The sequence below is a fragment of the Thermosynechococcus sp. JY1331 genome (assembly GCF_031583475.1).
In the GTDB taxonomy this organism is placed as follows: Bacteria; Cyanobacteriota; Cyanobacteriia; order Thermosynechococcales; family Thermosynechococcaceae; genus Thermosynechococcus.
Map to the genome: position 1 here is coordinate 238,356 of NZ_CP134180.1, position 20,251 is coordinate 258,606.

General features: G+C 54.4%; 17 protein-coding genes and 1 tRNA gene. 7 read left to right on the top strand and 11 right to left on the bottom strand.

Going from position 1 to position 20,251, the window contains the following annotated elements:
- Nucleotides 1–47: 47 nt before the first annotated feature.
- The gene (locus RHJ31_RS01095) at nt 48–1,343 is read right to left on the bottom strand and encodes a glutamate-5-semialdehyde dehydrogenase (protein ID WP_302677045.1); all 1,296 of its coding nucleotides are present in this window, start codon (nt 1,341–1,343) and stop codon (nt 48–50) included.
- Nucleotides 1,344–1,464: 121 nt separating this feature from the next.
- Between RHJ31_RS01095 and glgA the strand changes: the two genes are divergently transcribed.
- The 5 genes from glgA to RHJ31_RS01120 all read left to right on the top strand — a co-directional run bounded on the left by glgA (nt 1,465) and on the right by RHJ31_RS01120 (nt 7,520).
- Nucleotides 1,465–2,889 carry a glycogen synthase GlgA gene (gene glgA, locus RHJ31_RS01100; protein WP_302677046.1) on the top strand — a complete coding sequence of 475 codons (1,425 nt, stop codon included), beginning with the start codon at nt 1,465–1,467 and terminating at the stop codon, nt 2,887–2,889.
- Between the two features lie 20 nt (nt 2,890–2,909).
- Nucleotides 2,910–4,208: a recombinase family protein gene (locus tag RHJ31_RS01105; RefSeq protein WP_206200702.1), complete on the top strand. Its 1,299-nt coding sequence runs from the start codon at nt 2,910–2,912 to the stop codon at nt 4,206–4,208.
- A 136-nt stretch (nt 4,209–4,344) separates the two neighbouring features.
- Nucleotides 4,345–5,403, top strand: a complete 1,059-nt coding sequence (gene hrcA, locus RHJ31_RS01110) for a heat-inducible transcriptional repressor HrcA (protein ID WP_302677047.1) — start codon at nt 4,345–4,347, stop codon at nt 5,401–5,403.
- Nucleotides 5,404–5,496: 93 nt separating this feature from the next.
- Nucleotides 5,497–6,645: a glutamine-hydrolyzing carbamoyl-phosphate synthase small subunit gene (carA, locus tag RHJ31_RS01115; RefSeq protein ID WP_206200704.1), complete on the top strand. Its 1,149-nt coding sequence runs from the start codon at nt 5,497–5,499 to the stop codon at nt 6,643–6,645.
- A complete protein-coding gene (locus RHJ31_RS01120) occupies nt 6,642–7,520 on the top strand; it encodes a carbohydrate ABC transporter permease (RefSeq protein ID WP_302677048.1) in 879 nt (292 codons plus the stop codon). The genes carA and RHJ31_RS01120 overlap by 4 nt, the downstream gene beginning before the upstream one ends.
- Here RHJ31_RS01120 and RHJ31_RS01125 read toward each other — a convergent pair.
- The 8 genes from RHJ31_RS01125 to RHJ31_RS01160 all read right to left on the bottom strand — a co-directional run bounded on the left by RHJ31_RS01125 (nt 7,513) and on the right by RHJ31_RS01160 (nt 17,097).
- Nucleotides 7,513–9,540 carry an IMS domain-containing protein gene (locus tag RHJ31_RS01125; RefSeq protein WP_302677049.1) on the bottom strand — a complete coding sequence of 676 codons (2,028 nt, stop codon included), beginning with the start codon at nt 9,538–9,540 and terminating at the stop codon, nt 7,513–7,515. The two genes, RHJ31_RS01120 and RHJ31_RS01125, sit on opposite strands and share 8 nt — an antisense overlap.
- Before the next feature lie 226 nt (nt 9,541–9,766).
- Nucleotides 9,767–10,225, bottom strand: a complete 459-nt coding sequence (locus RHJ31_RS01130; protein WP_302677050.1) for a hypothetical protein — start codon at nt 10,223–10,225, stop codon at nt 9,767–9,769.
- Nucleotides 10,226–10,250: 25 nt separating this feature from the next.
- Nucleotides 10,251–10,781, bottom strand: coding sequence for a hypothetical protein (locus tag RHJ31_RS01135; protein ID WP_302677051.1), 531 nt, complete (start codon nt 10,779–10,781; stop codon nt 10,251–10,253).
- 42 nt (nt 10,782–10,823) lie between these two features.
- Entirely contained in the window at nt 10,824–11,417 is a 594-nt protein-coding gene (locus RHJ31_RS01140; protein ID WP_206200709.1) for a 2OG-Fe(II) oxygenase, read from the bottom strand.
- 33 nt (nt 11,418–11,450) lie between these two features.
- A complete protein-coding gene (gene lptC / locus RHJ31_RS01145) occupies nt 11,451–12,680 on the bottom strand; it encodes an LPS export ABC transporter periplasmic protein LptC (protein WP_310445716.1) in 1,230 nt (409 codons plus the stop codon).
- Complete coding sequence (locus RHJ31_RS01150) at nt 12,667–13,362, bottom strand: NYN domain-containing protein (protein ID WP_149821272.1); 696 nt, start codon at nt 13,360–13,362, stop codon at nt 12,667–12,669. Before RHJ31_RS01150 ends, lptC begins: the two co-directional genes overlap by 14 nt.
- Before the next feature lie 65 nt (nt 13,363–13,427).
- The gene (metG, locus tag RHJ31_RS01155) at nt 13,428–15,017 is read right to left on the bottom strand and encodes a methionine--tRNA ligase (RefSeq protein ID WP_302677054.1); all 1,590 of its coding nucleotides are present in this window, start codon (nt 15,015–15,017) and stop codon (nt 13,428–13,430) included.
- 13 nt (nt 15,018–15,030) lie between these two features.
- Complete coding sequence (locus RHJ31_RS01160) at nt 15,031–17,097, bottom strand: hypothetical protein (RefSeq protein WP_302677055.1); 2,067 nt, start codon at nt 17,095–17,097, stop codon at nt 15,031–15,033.
- A 60-nt stretch (nt 17,098–17,157) separates the two neighbouring features.
- Between RHJ31_RS01160 and pxcA the strand changes: the two genes are divergently transcribed.
- Entirely contained in the window at nt 17,158–18,543 is a 1,386-nt protein-coding gene (gene pxcA / locus RHJ31_RS01165) for a proton extrusion protein PcxA (RefSeq protein ID WP_302677056.1), read from the top strand.
- Here pxcA and RHJ31_RS01170 read toward each other — a convergent pair whose 3' ends face one another.
- A complete protein-coding gene (locus RHJ31_RS01170) occupies nt 18,544–18,960 on the bottom strand; it encodes a heavy metal-responsive transcriptional regulator (protein WP_302677057.1) in 417 nt (138 codons plus the stop codon). It lies immediately after the preceding gene.
- A 123-nt stretch (nt 18,961–19,083) separates the two neighbouring features.
- Here RHJ31_RS01170 and RHJ31_RS01175 point away from each other — a divergent pair.
- Nucleotides 19,084–19,164: transfer RNA gene (locus RHJ31_RS01175), tRNA-Leu, on the top strand.
- Nucleotides 19,165–19,169: 5 nt separating this feature from the next.
- Here RHJ31_RS01175 and cax read toward each other — a convergent pair.
- Nucleotides 19,170–20,240, bottom strand: coding sequence for a calcium/proton exchanger (cax, locus tag RHJ31_RS01180; protein WP_206200715.1), 1,071 nt, complete (start codon nt 20,238–20,240; stop codon nt 19,170–19,172).
- Nucleotides 20,241–20,251 lie beyond the last annotated feature (11 nt).

Consider the following 20,251-nt stretch of genomic DNA (forward strand, 5'->3'; position numbering starts at 1 on the left):
AACAGAAAAATTGGCTGTGTTTGTTGCTTAACAATCCCTTAAATTCGTTAGGATTCCAAATCACGATGGGTAAAGGGTTTGGCATTGGCGCCGCTATAGGTTGCCACAATGTGACCATTCCCCACCAGTTGGTATTTGTAGGTAACTAATCCCTCTAGCCCCACCGGGCCTCGCGGCGGTAGTTTGTGGGTACTGATACCGACTTCAGCGCCAAAACCATAGCGGAAGCCATCAGCAAAGCGGGTGGAGCAATTGTGAAAAACGCCAGCGGCATCCACCTCTTGCAGAAAACGGGCGGCGGCGGCAGCATCCTCGGTAACAATGGCTTCAGTGTGCCCCGATCCATAGGTGGCAATGTGATCCAGCGCGGCATCGAGATCGGGAACAACTTTGATGGAGAGGATCAAATCGCAGTATTCTGTCGCCCAGTCGGCTTCACTGGCAGGGGTCATGGGCACAAGGTGGCAGGCGATCGCGTCCCCCCGCAATTCCACCCCTGCTTTCTCAAGGGCAGCAGCCACTTTGGGTAAAAAGGCCTCGGCAATGCCCCGATGGACAAGAAGCGTCTCAATGGCGTTACAGGCAGCCGGGTACTGGGTTTTGGCGTCGAGGGTAATGGCGATCGCCTTCTCCAGATCCGCAGCGACATCCACATAGAGATGACACAGACCATCGGCGTGCCCCAGCACAGGAATCCGCGTGTTGTTCTGGATATAACGTACAAATTCATTGGAACCCCGCGGAATGATCAGATCAACCCATTGATCCAGTTGCAGCAATTCCGTAATTTCTGCCCGCCGCATCAGGAGGGCGATCGCCCCAGCGGGCACTGCCGACTTTTCTAGCCCTCTGTGAATGGCCTGCATAATCGCTTGGCACGAGCGACTCGCCTCCTGTCCTCCCTTGAGAATGGCGCCATTCCCCGATTTAATTGCCAAGGAAGCGATCTGCACGACGGCATCGGGACGCGCTTCAAAAATTACCCCCAGCACCCCCAAAGGGCAGGTGACGCGACTGAGAATTAAGCCTGTATCCAATTCGCGATGGAGTTGGCGCTGACCTAGAGGATCCGCAAGGGTCGCCACTTGACGCACCCCGGCGATCGCCGCCGCTAGCTTACTGGGACTCAGTTCCAACCGCGCATAGAGAGAAGGATTGAGCTGATTGGCCTTGGCCTGCTCACAGTCGGCAGCATTGGCCGCCAGAATCTCCTCCCGCGCCGCTTCAAGGGCACAGGCCACCTGCTCTAGGGCATCATTGCGGGCAGTGGCATCCAGCTGAGCCAACAGACGCGCCTGCTCATGAACTTCTTTGACCCGTTGCACGAGGGGAGAATCTGCCATAGGGGTTGCCAATTCCAAAGACGTATAAGAGCGATCGTACGCCAAATTGTCCCGCACTTGTGGTAGGTTAACGGCAATTGCGTTGCCCTAGAATTGGCCAAAAAACAGGTTCAGGAGGATCATGCGAATTCTATTTGTTGCTGCTGAGGCGGCACCGCTGGCGAAAGTGGGGGGCATGGGAGATGTGGTGGGTTCCCTGCCCAAGGTGTTACGCCGCATGGGACATGATGTGCGCATCTTTATGCCCTACTATGGCTTCTTGCCCGACAAGGTGGAGATTCCCAAGGATCCGATCTGGATTGGCCATGCCATGTTTCAGACGTTCCATGTCTATGAAACGGTGTTGCCGGGGTCGGACGTGCCCCTTTACCTGTTTGGCCATCCCTGCTTTAATCCCCGCCGCATCTACTACGGGGAGGATGAGGACTGGCGGTTCACCTTCTTTGCCAATGGGGCAGCAGAATTTGCTTGGAACTACTGGAAACCCCAGATTATCCATTGCCACGATTGGCACACGGGAATGATCCCAGTGTGGATGCATCAGGATCCCGACATCACCACTGTGTTCACCATTCACAACTTGGCCTATCAAGGGCCCTGGCGGTGGCGCCTCGAGCAAATTACTTGGTGTCCGTGGTACATGCAGGGGCACAATACGATGGCAGCAGCACTGCAGTATGCCGATCGCGTCAATACGGTTTCGCCCACCTACGCCGAACAGATTAAAACCCCCGAATATGGTGAGAAATTGGAAGGGCTGCTGTCGTTTATTAGTGGCAAGCTCTCCGGCATTCTCAATGGCATTGATACAGAGGTCTTTGATCCCAGTACCGATCGCGCCCTTGTGCAAAACTACACCGTAGATACCCTTGAGCGGCGTAAGGCCAACAAAATTGCGCTCCAAGAGGAACTGGGGTTGGAGGTGAATTCCGGTGCTTTCTTGGTGGGGATGGTCACCCGCTTGGTGGAGCAAAAGGGGTTGGATCTGTTGATTCAGGTGCTGGATCGCTTTTTGGCCTACACCGATAGCCAGTTTGTCCTCTTGGGAACGGGCGATCGCTACTACGAAACCCAAATGTGGCAAATTGCCTCACGGTTTCCGGGGCGCTGTAGTGTCCAGTTGCTCTACAGTGATGTCCTCTCACGGCGGATCTATGGCGGTGCCGATGCCTTCATCATGCCGAGTCGCTTTGAACCCTGTGGCATTGCTCAGATGATTGCCCTGCGCTATGGCTGTGTGCCGATTGTCCGTCGCACGGGTGGCCTTGTGGATACCGTCTCTCACCATGATCCAGAGCGGCAAACGGGAACGGGCTACTGCTTTGACCGCTATGAACCCCTTGACTTCTACACCTGTCTAGTGCGGGCTTGGGAAGGGTATCGCTACAAACGGGAGTGGCACACCCTCCAGCAGCGGGGTATGCGCGAGGACTTTAGCTGGACAAAATCAGCACTAGCCTACAATGCCCTCTATAACTCCATTTATGGCTTGCCGCCGCAGACCATGCCCAATCCTAGTCCAACCCTAGTACCGGCAACGACCTGATCCTCAGGACGATGTAATGTGTGGTCATTATTGCCTACGAGTACATTGATCCCCTCTGGCAGCCCCTCCCCGATCCCCAAGGGTGGGGGCAGGAGATTGACCACTGGGTACTGGATGTGGAGGCTGCTCGGCCGCAGTTGCGGTACTGGTTGCAGCGGTTAGCACCGGGCTATTGGCTGTTGCACCAATTAAGTGCCCTTGGCCAAACGGTGATGGAAGTGAGCGATCGCCTGCGGCAACTGGAGGCAGCGGGTATTATGGTGATTGCCCTAGCCGAAGGCTACGTGAGCGATCGCCCCCCCAGCGGAGATCAGCTGCTATCCCTTTGGGATCAAGTAAAGCAGCAACTCCATCACCACACTCTCTGCCATGGCCATGCCCGCAATCGCCTCAAGCACCGTCCGCCGCCGGGTCGTGCTCCCTATGGCTATCGCCGGGGCAAAGAGCACTATGTCATTGATCGAGCGGCAGCCGTTGTCGTCAAGGATTTTGTCGAGCATTTTCTCCTTTATGGCTCCCTCAGTGCAGCGGTGCGCTTTATTGCCACCACCCACCACAAGCAGATTAGCGTAGCGACCGGTCGGCGCTGGTTGACCCACCCCGTCTATCGCGGCCATCTGTACTACCAAGGGAAAACGGTGATTCCTCAGACCCATGCCCCCCTGATTGCCCCCGATGAAGCGGCTCAGGTGGATCGGCTGTTGCGACGCCAACGCTCTCTGCCTCGTCGCAGTGCCAGTGCCCCCCATCCTCTGGCAGGATTGGTGATTTGCCGCCAATGTCAGCAACGCTTTGGCCGGACTCAGGTGCAGCCTTACCGCCAACCGAGCCAATATGCCTACTTGCGTCCCCTGCACTGTCCCCTCTCCCCCAAGTGTCGCAGCATTCCCTACGACGCGGCCTTGGCTGCTGTGATTGATCAAATTGCTGAGCGCCTGCCGCCCGCGATCGCCCAACTGTCGCTGCCGCCGCCACCGTTGACGGCTCAACTGCAAGCAATTGAAACCCAACTGCACCGCCTTGCCGAACTAGAAGCCCAAGGCCTCTTGGATCCCGAAACCGCTCAACTGCGCCGCTATAAACTGGCTGGGGAACGGGCACAAATTGAGGCACAGCAGGCCCAATTGCCCCCTAGTAATCTTTTGCAACTGGCGGTGACCCTTGGTCAGCCACAATTTTGGTACCAACTCTCGGCAGCAGAGCAACGGTTCTATCTACGGGAGTTTTTACATGCCATAGCGGTCACCAGCCGCCCGCCACAGCCTTGGTCGATTCATCTGCAATTTATTTGGGAATCCCCCATTGGCAGTACTGCTTAGCCATTTCTAGCTGAGTTTTTAGTCACAAAAGACCAATCGCCATAGCCGCAAGTTGCAACTCAGAATTGCTGAAATACAAAGGCTAGTTTATAGATAGATAAAAAACACAGATAACAAGTCACAGGTGTAAGGGGTTATGACGATTGAACTCAGCGATCGCCAAAAACAAATTCTTGGCGCCACGATTAACCATTACATTGCCACGGCAGAACCCGTCGGCTCAAAAGCGATCGCCACGGAATACAACCTCAACGTCAGCCCGGCCACGGTGCGCAATACGATGCTGCTCCTCGAAAAAAGTGGCCTGCTTTACCAACCCCACACCTCCGCAGGGCGGGTGCCCTCTGATTCTGGCTATCGCGTCTATGTGGATGAACTGATCCAGCCCATTCCCGATGTGGCTCGCAAAGCCGAGAGTCTCTTGAGTGAGCGGTTTATCTGGGGACAACAACGCCTTGAGGTGATCTTGCGGCAAGCGGCGCAGTTGCTCTCGGATCTCAGTGGTTACATTACCCTGATTACGCTCCCCAATCGTTTGGAGCGGCAGATTCGGGTGATTCAACTGGTCGCCTTGGATTCCCAGCAGGTGATGGTGATTCTTGTGCTCGATACCTACGAAACCCAGTCGGCACTGATCCAATTGGGGCAAGGGGAAGAGGATCCTGAGCTACGGGAGCGCACCCTCCAGGTACTGACTAACTTCCTCAATCATCAGTTGCAGGGGCGATCGCTGGTGGAACTCAGTGCCATTGACTGGCAAAAACTGGATTTGGAGTTTCAGACCTACAGTCAGCAGCTTCAGACCCTACTGCGGCAGTTGAGCGATCGCTACAGCCACCAAGGCACTTCCTTTGTCATCAGTGGTCTTGCCGATGTTCTGCAGCAGCCGGAGTTTTCCCAAGTGGAGCAGGTACAAATGCTACTGCATCTTCTCGAAGACCAACAGGATCAACTGGCTCCCTTGATCAGTAGCGATAGCCAAGCCCCCTCGCAGGTGCAAATCCGCATTGGCAGTGAAAATACCTTAGCGCCGATGCAGTCCTGTACACTGGTTTATTCCTGCTATTGCTATGGGGACTCCCCCGTGGGCAGTATTGGCATTCTAGGGCCGACGCGGATGCCCTATGCACGGATTATTCCCCTAGTGGCCACAGCGGCAGATTATCTAACCGAACAGGTGAGTCGCCGCAAGTAAGAAAATCAAAACATCCGAGAATTCTTGTGCAGTCAACGGCCGGCTTTATCATGCACAATAAACTATTGGGCTTTCCCAGTTGGAGATATTGAAATGCCGACACCCGCCTTGCTGGTTCTTGCCGATGGTTCAGTCTTTCGCGGTTTTTCCTTTGGGGCACCGGGAACAGCCATTGGCGAAGTGGTCTTTAATACCGGCATGACGGGTTATCAAGAGGTACTCACTGACCCAAGCTATTGTGGTCAAATCGTGACATTCACCTACCCTGAGTTGGGCAATACTGGAACCACGCCCGAAGACGATGAATCCGATCGCCCCCAAGTGCGCGGTGCGGTTGCTCGCCATATCTGTGACATTCCCAGTAACTGGCGATCGCAACAATCCTTACCTGATTACCTCAAAGCCCATCGCATTCCGGCCATTTACGGGATTGACACCCGCGCCCTCACCCGCAAAATTCGTACTGTCGGTGCCATGAATGGCGGCATCTCCACGGAAATCCTTGATCCCGTTGAACTGCTGCAAAAAGTCCTTGCCGCTCCCAGTATGCAGGGACAAAATCTAGCCAAGGTGGTGACCACCCGCACCCCCTATGAATGGACAGAACCGACGCCCCCGGCTTGGGAATTTCGTCCCCAAACAGCCACCGAAGAGCCACCCTTGACGGTTGTGGCCATTGACTTTGGCGTGAAGCGCAACATTCTCCGTCGCTTGGCTAGTTATGGTTGCCGTGTGATTGTTGTGCCGGCGGATACCCCAGCGGAAACGATTCTCAGCTATGACCCCGATGGCATTTTCCTCTCCAATGGCCCCGGCGACCCTGCGGCGGTTCAGGAAGGCATTGAAACCGCACGCAAATTACTGGCGGCTCAGCGTCCCATGTTTGGCATTTGTCTGGGGCATCAGTTGTTGGGACTTTCTTTGGGGGCGGAAACCTTCAAGCTGAAATTTGGTCACCGCGGGTTGAACCAGCCCGCTGGCCTGACCCGGCAAGTGGAAATTACCAGCCAAAACCACGGCTTTGCCATTACTGAAGAATCCCTTGCCCAAACCCCCGTTGAGATTACCCACTTTAACCTCAATGACAAAACCGTTGCCGGTCTGAAGCACCAAACATTGCCGATTTTCTCAGTGCAGTACCACCCTGAGGCCAGCCCCGGCCCCCACGATGCTGATTATCTCTTTGGCGACTTTGTGGCGCAAATGCGTGCCTATCGTCAACAACACCCCCGCAGCCAATGAAAGGGCGATCGCTCACCCCCTATCTCTTTCTTGCCCCTGCCTTGGGGCTACTCACACTGACGGTCTTTTGGCCAGCCCTACAGGCCTTTTTCCTGAGTTTCACCCGCTATGAGATGGATCTCCTGAGTCCGCCTGTGTGGGTGGGATGGGCCAACTTTGCGCAATTGTGGCGCGATGGTGTTTTCTGGAAAACCTTGGCCAATACTTTCCTCTATTTAGTGGTCGTGGTGCCGATTCTGGCGATCGCCCCCCTGCTGTTGGCGATTCTGGTCAATCAACCCCTGCGGGGCATCCACTGGTTTCGTGCTGCCTACTACAGCCCCGTGATTATCTCAATGGTGGTGGCGGGGATTGCTTGGCGCTGGCTCTATGCCCCCAATGGCCTCTTCAATCAACTGGTACAGGGTCTGCATCTGCGGGACACCCCGATTCCTTGGCTGACAAGTCCCCAACTCGCCCTCTTGAGTGTCATGGCCGTCACGATTTGGAAAGGCTTGGGCTACTACATGGTGATCTATCTGGCGGGACTTCAGGGGATTAGTGGTGAACTCTACGAAGCGGCAGCACTCGATGGCAGTGACGGCTGGCGACAGCATTGGGATATTACCCTACCGCTGATGCGTCCCTATATTCTTTTGGTGAGCATTATCTCAGCAATTTCTGCCACGAAGGTCTTTGAAGAGGTCTATGTCATGACCCAAGGGGGGCCGCTCAATAGCTCCAAGACCATTGTTTATTACATCTATGAGAATGCCTTTCAGCGCTTAGAGATCAACTACGCCTGTACGATGGGATTGGTCTTATTCCTATTTATCCTGTCGTTGTCTCTCTTGAATCTCAAGTTTGGCCGACAGGTGGAAATGCCCCTTAGCTAACCACTTGCATGCGTTGAATCAACCATTGATTGCCGCGACGGGTAAAGGTGTAAATGACGCGGTAGGGATCGCTATAGGAAATATCATTGCGTAGGGTTCCCTGTTCATAAAAACGGGCATCCTCATTGACTTCCGCCAATACATCCACGCGATCGCTGCCTCGGGGACGGACTTCCTTCACCTCTAGGTTCCGCAGGGTATAGACCCAATGGCTGCCCTCAGATTTTAAGCTCTGTGCCCGCGATCGCCAGCGGCTGAGTTCTGGCTCCGCCAAAATCGTTGCTAGTTTGTCCATCTCAAATGCCGTGCCAAGGGCTTGGGCTTTAATTTGCTGCCACCTGCGGAGGCGATCGCGTGCCATCTCCGGCGTTAAGGTGGTGGCTAAGGTCGTTGGTTGTGGCGTTGGGGTTGGCGTTGCCACAGGAGTTGGCGTCGGGGTCACTGGCGGTGGTGGTGGGGGGGCTTCAGCCGTTTTGGCTGGCCAATAGACTTTTGCCAAGGCGCCTAACCCAACAAGAACAACCCCTGCACCCATCCAAAACCAAGTCTGACGTTTTTTGTGGTGACTGGTTGGAGGGCGGCGCCGTTTGCGAGTGGATGCTGGGGGCGTGTCGGTCTCCGTTGCGGTTGAAGAGCGGGTAGCAGCCGCTGCCGAAAAGCCTTGACCCAGCCCAGTATGATACTCCAAGGGCAACGTTTCCGCTGTGAAGGAGACGGGCGGCGGCACGGCCACCGTTGGTCTAATGACTTCGGGGAGGGCAGAGGCAGTGGTGCTGGGCGGTTCAGGGGCAAAGGAGTCGTCACTGAGAGCCTCTAAGTAGGTTTGGATATCGGGATCCGCAAAGTAGGCATCCAAGGCCACCGGCGTTTCCCCTAAATCCCGAAAAGCAGGATAAATTTCTTCCCGTAGCCATTGCTCTGTGTAGTAGTACAGGCCCGGCAGCAGATCGCTGGAGTCATGGGAATGACGGCGGATAAAGGCGAGACTCTGCTGATCTTGAGATTTATCGAGAGCGGCCAAGGCCTCAGCAGGTTGTCCCAACAGCAGTAAACAACTGGCCAGTTCGAGGTAGATGTCTTGATTGGGGGAGAGTCGCTCTAGTAAATCCTTGGCGCGGCGAATATAGCTCGGCTGAAGTTCCTGTACACCCCGTGCCACCAGCGCATGCACTGCCAGATAGGTCGCTACTGCTGAGGGACGGCGGGATTCTCGTTCAAAGAGTTCCTGTTGCTCTGCTACGGTGAGATGACTGCGCAGTTGCAAAATAAATTTGAGAAAATCCTCAACCCCTAGGCCAGAGTGATCGTCATGGCGACCTTCAATGCCCCCGCGATCGCTGAGCATCTCCCGCAGCAATAAAATACCCCGCTGCCGATTCACACTATCGGATAGCGGCAGTGCCAGTAACTCCAGAATGTGGTAGGGACGTAGGCGATTCAGTTCCGTCTGAAACTGCTCTTGGAGTTCAGGAAACAGGTTCGCCCGCTGAAGTACCCCTAGACCGGCTTCGAGGCGAGAGGCGGCTGCTTGGTAGGACTGCCGCTGCCATTCCTCGCGTCCCAATTCCAAATAGGCCAAAGCGACGGTGAGGGTAATGTCAGCAACGACGGCAGAGGAAGTATAGGGGCGGTTGAGATCAAAAGCATCCCCCTTTAGGAATTGTTCTCCCAGTTTGACCACTTGGGAGTAGTTCCCCAGTTCATAGAGCAGGAGGAGCGCCCCCGAAAATTGCTGATCACTAATTTCAAGGTGGGGAGCGGTGGTATCGGGATCCAACTGGGCAATTAAATCATCGGGGTCAACGGCACGGCGGTGGCGATCGTAGGCATGGCGCTGCTCAGGTTCTCGCAAAACCGCATAGGCTTGCTCAATGAGTTCACGACGGGTGGCAACGGTGGTGGGGGAGTGTTGATGGGTGGGCAGTTGCAACAGCCGATCCTGAAACGCTTGCTCGATTTGCTCCGGCGTTGCCTGAATTGGCACACCCAGCACTTGGTAATAGTCGAGGGGAATGCGCACCTGAACCCAAACCTCTAGAGATAAACCAGTCCATCAACCGCAACACGTGCCTTGATTTAGGAAGAACAGGGAACCCCTCCAAAAATGGCTAAGGGTTTAGAAATGACACCAGAACCCTTTGGGAATAACGCTACAGAGGATTCCCAGAAAAAAGGGAGCATCAAGCGTTCTAGGGTATCACAATTTTTGCTCCTCAGTGCGAGTTTGCGCAGAGAGACTTGGTGGCTTAGCCGCGCACTTTTGCCGTAAAACCAGAGGCCTTAAATTGCTCCAACTGCAAAGGTGTTGGTTGGTCGTAGGGCACGCTAATGCGAATTTCAAAATCGCTAATGCCGGGTGGAATCACATCAATTGCCCCAACCCGTGTGCGGTTTTGCAACACTGGATTGCCATTGGCATCGTAGATGCGGCCAAAGACATCGGCATCCACCACTGTTTTGCCGGATTTATTCTCTGCTTTGCCAGTAATCAGGTAGCAGTTGGCCTTGAGGGTCGTGCCCCCGGGTGTGACTGAACCTTCACCAATTTCTGGCGGGCATTCGTGGTAACTGAGGTCAAAGAGCCGCACTTGAATAGCGGCGATCGCCGGCAGCGGGGCGATACTTGACCAGCACAGGACACTCAGGAGCAAACACACCACTCCTCGACGCAGATATGCCACAAACCGATTCGCACTCATGGTCATCGCTCAGCACTTCAACACGCCCCTATTATCCCACAGTGGTCAAAATCCACAGATCAACCGCTCCCAATAGCAGCGTAAAGACGGCCAAAATACCGTACATCCAAGGCTGAGCAAGGGGCTTAATCACCTCTGTGGGCAATCCCGTATGAGCTTCAATGGCACGCATCATTTGGGCAAACCCCGCCACTCGCATCGGCAGAAGATACCCCTGACCTGTGGCAGTGACTAGATAATAGACCAAGCCCCCTTGGCTGGTACTGCGGGGCTGAAGCCCTTGAATCTCTGACCAAGCCAGTTGCCACTGCCGCCGCAGGAAGGGGGGCACCCAACCGGGATAGGTGAGGCAAATCCCTTGCGCGTCCAGTTCTACCCGCTGACTCAGTGCCCCCCAGAGCAAAATGCCCCCACAGGCGATCGCCCCCCAAAGCAGCAGGGGTGAAACAGGCGCCGCCGTCTGTGCCGCCAAAAAGGGGAGAGGAAGTGTGAGTGCGCCATAGAGGGCAATGAGCGTTCCAGAAATCAGGGGCGAGGTTTTGAAGCGCAGAGGTTCAGTCATGGTTGTTGCTGAGTTATTGCCTCAAGGGTTCATGATCATCCATCAATAGAATAGCCAAGTGGCAAAGGCATATTTAGTCCCCTGCACCACGGGCAAAGCCGTATGGGGATGGGTGTAGTAGGCGGGAAAGACAACGACATCACCGGTGCGGGGTGTGACCTTCACCCCTTGGCGATCGAAATAGGTTTCTCCCCCCTGAAAGTCCTCGTTGAGATAGCCCACTAAACTCACATCCCGTGTTGGGATACCTTGCGCCAGTTCCATTTGCCGACTGGCCAGCAGCAGGTTGTCCACATGGCGGCGATAGCCCTCGCCCACGCGATAGCGCAGGATCGAGAAGTTCTCAATTTCAGGAAAGCGAATGCCATAGTGCTGGTAGAGAACAATCTGAATCGTTTGTGTGGCTTGAAGCAGAATCTGCCGCATTGTCGCCTGTTGGGGATCTTGGGGATCAAAGCGGAGCAAACTGCCGCCGCGCACTGAGCGATCGACCGTCCCCATGAGAATTTGTGCATCCTCAAACCCCACCTTCTCAGCCGTAGCAATCACCTGCTGACACTGGTGAGCCGGAATCAAACGCTGAAAAAGGAGAATCTCACCCCCCAAGTCAAGAATTTGCAATGGTGCAGCACTCATAGGGCAAAGATTGTTGCTATCTCTACCATCGGTTTAGGGGAGGCGTAGTTGCAGCGGTACTTCACTTCGGGCATTGCCACTGACAATCACCTCTTGGCGATCGAGCCACCCCTTTGCCCGCTGTCCCTGAATTTGAATGCGGGGATTGCGCTGGCGGTAAAAGACGCCCCCTTGGGCTTCCACTTCCTGTTGAGGAATCCGCCAAATCAGTTGAGCCGTGCGCAGGTGGGCATTGGGGCGCTGAATTTCCACTTGACCGCTGGCTTCCACCCGCTCTTGGGGAATCCACCAATTGAGGCGTTGGGCACGCAGTTGTGCCTGTTGAGGTTGGCTATTGATCTGGGCATTGTCAAAGATGGCGCGGTTTTCAGCCATCAGGAAGACACCACGATTGGCCTGCCCTTGAATGCCTTGAGTGGAGTACTGCACCCGCACCGGGCGATCGCTCACCAATTGCTGCTGCGGAATCAACCAGCGTACCGTTTCTCCTTCAACCCGTAGGGCAGGGTTGGGAAGCTGCACTTGAACACCCCCCTCAAGGGTAACTACCTGATCGCTAATCGACCAGATGGCTCTTTGGGCTTGCAGCCGCTGCCCTTGGCGATCGCCCGCCACACCGCGGACGGTGACCCCCCCTTGACCAATCACCCCTGCCAACAGTCGATTGGGTTGCTGCTGCCACACTAGACTCTCCGTACTGAGTTGCAAATCCTTGGCCTCCTTGGCTGACGAGGTCACCTGAACGGCATTGAGGGCACGCAGTTCTTGGCGTTGGCTATCGGCTTCGAGGCGCTTAGCAGTAACAGTGACTTGGGGATAGCGGGCTTGCAAGTTTTTCTGGGCAATGAGAACGCCGCGATCGCCCTGCCAGACCAATTGATCGGCCACAATCGTCCCCTTTTGCTGGAGATCAGTGACGGTGGTGCGGCCTTCAATCCAGAGTTGCCCATCCCGCTGCCGCACATTGACTGCCTTAGCTTGCACCTTGTAAGCAGTTTTGCCCTCTGCCTTTAATTCCCCCGTCAGGTTTTGAATCTCCAATTGCTGGCGATCGTCATCGCGATAGCGCGCTCCCGCCGCTTGTAATAACCAGAGAAGTTCACCTTTGGCATTGGTTTGCCGTAGGGTCAGATTTTGCAGCTTGACATCCCCCGTGATTTCTGGTTCTGGTGAGGGTTCCTCGCCCACCCATTGATCCACCCAGCCGCAGCCTGTCAAGGCCAGTACAAGGCAAAGGGGGAGGAGGGGTCTAGGCAGAGGCATTGTTGTCTAGGTTCTCTAGGGTCTCGGGTGACTTATTGGGCGCAGCTTCATCTTTCCCTTCGGCGGTATCTTGCTCCCAATGGGGAGTCACAATGGGGGGCGGCGTCAGGCTACCCGTGACGGGGCGATAGGTATAGGTTGGGCGGGGTGCTTTTTGGATTTCTTCGCGGATGCTTTCGAGATCAATGTAGCGATCGGCAACGTTAATCAGGCTATCGCTCGTCATCGATCGCAAGCTCACCACCTCGACCCGTGCCCCCCGATAACTCACAGCATCCACCGCATAGGCCAAATCCCCATCGCCGCTAACCAAGATGGCCGTATCATAGCAGCCCACCAGTGCCATCATATCGACGGCAATTTCCACATCAAGGTTGGCCTTTTTCGAGCCATCCGGCAGCTGCACCAGTTCCTTGGAGACGACACGGTAGCCATTGCGGCGCATCCACAGCAAAAACCCCTGCTGTTTTTCATTGGTGGGGTCAACCCCTGTATAGAAGAAGGAGCGAAAGAGACGGGAACCTTGGGTCAAGTAGCAGAGGAGTTTTGAATAGTCAATTTCAATGCCCAGTTGCAGTGCTGCATAGAAGAGGTTGGAGCCATCAATAAAAATGGCAACGCGCCCGCGATTTTGTAACACCTGTTCTGGCGTGTAAATAGCTGAAGACGAAGATGTAACCATGTAGAAATCATCTCAAAAAAAGTGTGTTATCGAAATATGAAGTCATACCTCTAGCGTATCGCGCGTCAAGGGGAATCAGCGACAGTTGCAGGCAGCGACAGTTTTTGGAAAATCGGCTCTGGATTGGCCAGAGGTTGTGACGCAGGTAAAACACCCCACTGGGCTTGGCGATCGCCCAAAAGGTCGGGGGCAACTGATCCGTTAAATTTAATACTATAGCCCAACTGCCTATAGATAGCCTCACTCAGTTGGGGGATAATCGGGGCAAGGACATAGGCCACAAGGCGCACTGACTCCAATACACAGTAGAGAATCTCCGCCACCGCTTGCGTTTCCCCAGCCTTATAGCGTTTCCACGGTGCCTCTTCATCAAGGAACTTATTCCCCGCCCGTGCCAGCGTCAGTGCCTGTTGACACACCTCATGGAAGGCCAGTTGCCGATACCCTTGGCCATAGGTTTGGCAGAGGTGCTCCGCCAGTTGCCGCAGGGGATGCTCGCGCGGAATCGCTGACCCTTGGACATTGGGTACTTTCCCATCGGTATATTTCCAAGCCATTTTCAGCGTGCGATTGAGCAAATTGCCCAGATCATTGGCCAGATCCGCATTGAGGATATTGACAAAGCGGGTCTCGCTAAAGTCACCATCGCGGCCAAACTCCACCTCTTTCATGAAGTAGTAGCGCACGGCATCGGCACCGTATTGCGCCACCAAGGCAAAGGGATCAAGGGTATTCCCCAGACTTTTGCCCATTTTTTGACCATCCTTGGTGAGAAAGCCATGAACAAAGATCTGCTCTGGCAACGGCAAGCCCGCCGACATCAACATTGCTGGCCAAGAGATGGCATGGAAGCGAAGAATATCCTTACCGATCATGTGCAGGTTAATCGGCCACCAAGTTTTGAGGGCATTGGCTAAGGTTGGCTCATCTTCTGGTTCCAAGAGGGCAGTGACATAGCCCAAGAGGGCATCAAACCAGACATAGAGGGTCTGATCTGGATCCGTGGGCACGGGAAACCCCCATGCCAGATTCACCCGCGAAATGGAAAAGTCCTGCAGCCCCCGCTCAATAAAACTCAGCACCTCATTGCGACGGCTAGGGGGCTGGACAAAGTCAGGATGTTCAGCGTAGTAGTCCAAGAGCGCCGGCTGATACTTCGAGAGGCGGAAAAAATAGTTGCGCTCATCTCGCCATTCCACCGTCCGATTCACATGGATCGGGCAGCGCCGACCCTCAAGCAGTTCGCGTTCCTCCTTGAATTCTTCGCACTCGACACAGTACCAACCCTGCTGCTGACCGAGGTAAATGTCGCCGTTGTCCCATACCCGCTGAAAAAACTCGTTGACAATGGCGTGGTGGCGAGGACTGGTGGTGCGGCTAAAGCGATCGTAGTGGATATTCAATTGTTGCCACAGGGCTTGAAAACCAGCGGCAATCTCATCGCAGTGGGCTTGGGGACTGAGACCCCGCTGTTGGGCGGTGCGCTCAATTTTTTGGCCATGCTCATCGGTACCGGTAATGAACCGCACCTGATAGCCCTGCAAACGATAGAAGCGAGCGAGCACATCGGCAGCAATGGTTGTGTAGGCACTGCCAATGTGGGGAAGGGCATTGACGTAGTACAGGGGAGTAGTGAGTGAAAAGTGCGGTGACAAGCAGTGTTTCTCCCTAGGAGGACGAGCAAATCGCGTTATTTATCATAGTGCCATCGGTAACAGCTTGGAGGCGATCGCCCACCGCCAGATCTACCCATACGCTGAGGGTGCCCTCCTGTTCCCGGCCATTGGCTGCCAAATCACTGTGGCAGAGGTACAGGCGATCGCTCACCCGTGAACATAGATCCACCAGTAAATGCTCCAGACGTTCTGACTCCAATTGCCACACCCGTGCACTGGGACTCGCCGCCCCCTGCCGCAAAAAGATCGGCGCCTGCCAAAGGCATTGCAAGCCGCCATCCTGCCAACGCGGACTGCCGACATCTAACCAAAAATGCCAGCGATGAGCCAGCTGGGCACTGCGGTATTGAAATGTGGTGGCAAGGAGCACCCCTTGGGATTGCCGCAGGGGTGGAGCGGGATCAGCGGTTACAATTCCCCGCCGCAGTAGGGCGATCCATTCCCGTAGTCGCTCAGCCGTTGGCGTAGCTCGGTGTTCTGGGAGGTGATCATAAATTTGCCAGTAGGCGGCTGTGCCCTCAAGGAGCGATCGCAGGGGTGCCAATTCACTGGCTGTCAGGTTGTGTGGCCAGAGATAGCGTTGAATCGCCGCCTCTAGGAGATACACAGGCATTTGGCTAGGATCTAGCGTGCTCAGCCAATGACGCAAGTTCTCATAGGCGTCCGTGGCACGATGGCCAAAGCGATCCCAATGGCTGTACTGGGTTGTGCTCAGCAGTTCAGCTTTCTCCAGCCCCGGCTGAAAACAATAGCAAGAGAGCAGGCCTGCCCGCACAGGGTCAATCGCTCGCGGCAGCAAAACCGTTAACATCTCCGCAACCGCCGTTGCCTCTGGGATCATTCCCGTTCGCGGATAAACAAACAGCAACAGCGTCAAAAGGGCACGCACAAAGGGGGATTGAATCAGAGGGCGCTGCTCATTCCAGATCACCAAGGGAATGCCGCGTTTTTTTAGCTCAGTGCTAAAGACATGGCGGGCAACGCTATCTAAACCAGGGGCAAGGATGGCGATCTCGTTTGGTTGCACCATCCCTTGATGAATGGCGGTGGCGATCGTTGCAACCACTTCCTGCAACAGTTGCATCCGCGAAGTGGTTTGAATAGCCGCGATGTTTTCGGGCAGCGTGGCTTGGGGCGTAGTGAGGCGTTCTTGAATCTCAGTTTGGAGAGGGGTGTTGCCAAAAATCGTTTCGGCAGGGCAGGGTTGCTCAATGACGGTGGCTTGGTTTTTCAGGCTGAGAAACGCATCGGGATCAGCTCCCAGACCGAGACGGACAGCGCCAATGGGTTGGTGAGTCAGGACAATCTTGATCCCCTGTTGGTTGAAGCGGGCGATCAAATCCGCCATCACCGCTGGATAGTTGTGGGTGTTGTCAGCCAAAAGACACTGAAACCGTTGCCCCAAGGAGGCTTGGTATCGAGGATGGTCAAGGAGAACTCGGCCAAATAAATCCGTGGTGATGCCGTAGGTGAGAAGGCTGTGGGCAGTACACCAACTTTGCCACTGTTTCAGGGCAGTGACGATCGCCCCCACGGTTTCTGAAGGCATCTCAAGCGGATGATCCCAAATGAGTTGGGGTAGATCATCGAGGCTGAGGCGGGCAAAGGCAGCCAATTGAAAAATATCAAGCAGATGGCGAGTGGCGCGATCGCGATTTTCACTGAGGACAGCAAACGTCTGGTTGGCAAGCCAAGGCTGCCACAACCGCTGTGCCCATACCAACTCCGTTTCTGGTTTCAGACGCAAAGGGGGATGCGGATCAACGGCCTTCGCCTGCACCAGTAGTGGCCAAAAAAGTTCCACCTCATCCTGCATGAAGCCCACTGGCGTGGTGATATAAGGTCTGTAGCCACTGCCCAACTGTGACTCAATTTCCCGTTGGATGGCTTGGCGGCCTTCTACGCTATCCGTCAAAAAGAGGAGCGATCGCTCACGGGGAATCACGGACTTGTCCTGCCCGACCCACTGGGCAAATTCCCTTACCAGTGCACAGGTCTTGCCACTGCGACTACCGCCACTGATCCACTGCAACACCGCCACAAAAGCCTGCAAAGTCAATTTGCTACGATTCTATCTATCCTATCGATTTATTGCTGCTGCGGTAAGAGAACAATAGCAATGTCCAGCAACCCCTTTATTCGCCTCAGAGACTGGATCAAGCGTGCAGAGCAGTGGTATCGCACAACTCCGAACCGCGCCCTACAGGAAGCCTATGAAGCCGCTCTGAAAATTCGCGCCATCGAACTGGAACACTTTGACGGTCAACCCATTAGTCCCCTCAATCTACCCGTGGGAGAAGTCTCTAGCTATTTCGAGACAGAGCTAAAACAACTGCTAAAAACCATTCGTATGCGGATGATGGAGTTTCGCGCCAGCCGTCAAATTTTGCCCCTTGCTCCCCCCCAAAGCCCCCCCACTCCGGTCAATGGCAGTATGGATGACGCAACAGCAACCTATACGGTGACGGCTACCGTCAGTAGCACGACCGAGGAACCCAGCGTTTATGAAAAGCTGCGGGTGATTGATGCCACCCTCAACCGCTATAAACGGCAGCGTGAAAAGGAACTCAATGCCCTTGCCCGTCCCAGCCTCAGTCGCCAAGATCCCCAACAACGCCAGCAGGCGGCTGCCCTCGACAAAATTGAGGATGATTCCCTTTATCTCTCGGAATATATCAGTGATGATCTCACCGATGATTCCAAGCTGGACAGCAGCAGCTTTATTCCGCGCTCGATTTTGCGCACCGCCGATCGCTTTCGCCGTGAACTCAATTCCGATGAAACCACCGAAGCTGAAGTCGTTCGTGATTTTCGCACCTCAAAGCTGCGCACCCGTCTGGCGGTTCGTTTTATGCTCTTGCTGGTGATTTTGCCCCTGTTGACCCAGCAAATTTCCAAGGCACTGATTGTGAGTCCCTTGGTCAACCACTTTAAGGCGGTAGGGCAGATTGAACGCATCATTAACTCACAATTGGAAGACAACATTCTCGATGAACTGGCTCGCTTTGAAAATAAAATTCGCTTTGAAAGTCTGGTGAGCAATGTTCCTGTTTCTGCAGAGGAAATTCAAGCCCGCATCCGCGAGAAGGCGATCGAGCTATCCACGGAATACCAAAAGGAACTGATTGAACCCCTGAAAAACATCCTTTCCGATGCCTTGGGCTTTACGGTCTTTTTGGGCCTGGTGTTTACGGGTCAACGGCAACTGGCGATTGTCAAAGCCTTTTTGGATGAAGTGGTTTATGGCCTCAGTGACAGTGCCAAAGCCTTTATCATTATCTTGTTTACAGATGTATTTGTCGGATACCACTCCCCCCACGGCTGGGAAGTGTTGGTGAACAATGCCCTCGAGCACTTTGGCTTTCCGCGCAATGAGGACTTTATCAATATGTTTATCGCCACCTTTCCCGTGATGCTCGATACGGTATTTAAGTATTGGATTTTCCGTTATCTCAACCAGATTTCCCCTTCGGCAGTGGCCACCTACAAGAATATGAACGAGTAGTTAGGAGCGCACCACTGGCTGGAGAATGGGACAGATCCTGCCCTGTTGGAGTTGCGCGGGCGATCGCCAGCCGGAGAGGAGGCCTTGCAATTCCTGTTTAAGAATCTGCAACTGCTGAATTTGTGCCTCAATGGCCGCCAATTTTTCCTCTAACTTTTCCTTGATGTGATCACAGGGAATCTCACCGCGATCGTATACCTCAAGCAAGGCTTTGATGTCGCTCAGGGTGAGGCCAAGGGACTGGGCACGTTTGATAAAACTTAGGCGAGCAAAGACATCCTCAGCAAAGAGGCGATAGCCCCCACTGGTTCTGCCAACAGTTCGCAACAGCCCCAATTCCTCGTAATAGCGAATAGTCTTGACGGGCAGGCCACTACTGTGGGCAACGGTACCAATCAAGTAAGCGGCTGCATTCATGGCAGTTCTCCCAAGATCAGCAAGACAGCGATTTTAGAGAAGGGCACTTTAATTTTCTGCCATCGAGAGGCCAGATCACCACTTTCAGAAATTCAGCCATCTGCGCTATAATCATAAAGCTACGCGGATGTGGCGGAATTGGTATACGCGCACGTTTGAGGGGCGTGTGGCTTTGCCTTGCGAGTTCGAGTCTCGCCATCCGCATTTTTTTATGGGTGAATAAAGAAGGCGATCGCTAGCACGAGGTAAGTCATTATTAGCAGGACGCCCTCTAGCCAATTGCTGCGCCCATCACTACTAATGGAGTTAGTGATCGCGACAGCAGCCACAACTGCCAGCAGCTCAAAGAGGTTAAAGCTCAGGTTCATCTCCCGTTGTCCCAAGAGCCAGCCCACCAGCACAAGCACCGGCGCCACAAAAAGGATAATCTGCAAGCTAGACCCAATCGCCACCGCCACTGCCCCTTCCATACGATTATTGAGGGCAAACTTGATACAGGTGATGAACTCAACCACACTGCTGAAAATGGGAATGAGAAACACACCTGTAAACAATTGGGTCAACCCGATTTCACTAATGCTGTCCTGCAAACTATCCACGAGGATGTCGGAAACAAAGACCAGCAAAATCGTACCCACCAGCAGAATGGCAACGGGCACCTTGAGATTGACAGTGGGGGAGGGTTCCTGACCAGCGATCGTCTCATCCATCAGGTAGAGGTGACGATGGGTTTTCATAGAAAAGAGCAACATCAGACCGTAAAAAATCAGCAGCAAAATCGCCGACGCATAGGAGAAGTGATCAATCAAGTGAAGCGGCACACTGGGCGCCGCCGCCTGAATCGCGGTCGGGGTCATCAGCACAATCACCGATAGGGTGAGGGCAGAGGCATTAATGCGTGCCACAGGTGCTGAGAACTGCTGCTCTGGAAATCGGATGCCCCCAACAACAATGGCCAGACCCAATCCCAAAAGCAAATTGGCAATAATGGCACCGCTGAGACTGGCTTTTACCACCTCTGCCAGACCCTGACGCAGGGCGACAATGGCGATAATCATCTCAGTGACATTGCCAAAGGTGGCATTCAAGAGTCCGCCAAGGGCAGGGCCAATGACTTCGGCGATCGCCTCTGTGGAATTGGCAATCCCAGCCGCAAGGGGCACAATGGCGAGACCACTGAGGATAAAGCTCACCATTGGCGGCATTTTGACGATAAAGTTAAGGAGGGCAAGGGGCACAAAAATCAGTAGGCCCAGCAGAATTTTTTCCTGTGTTGTCATGGATCGATCCC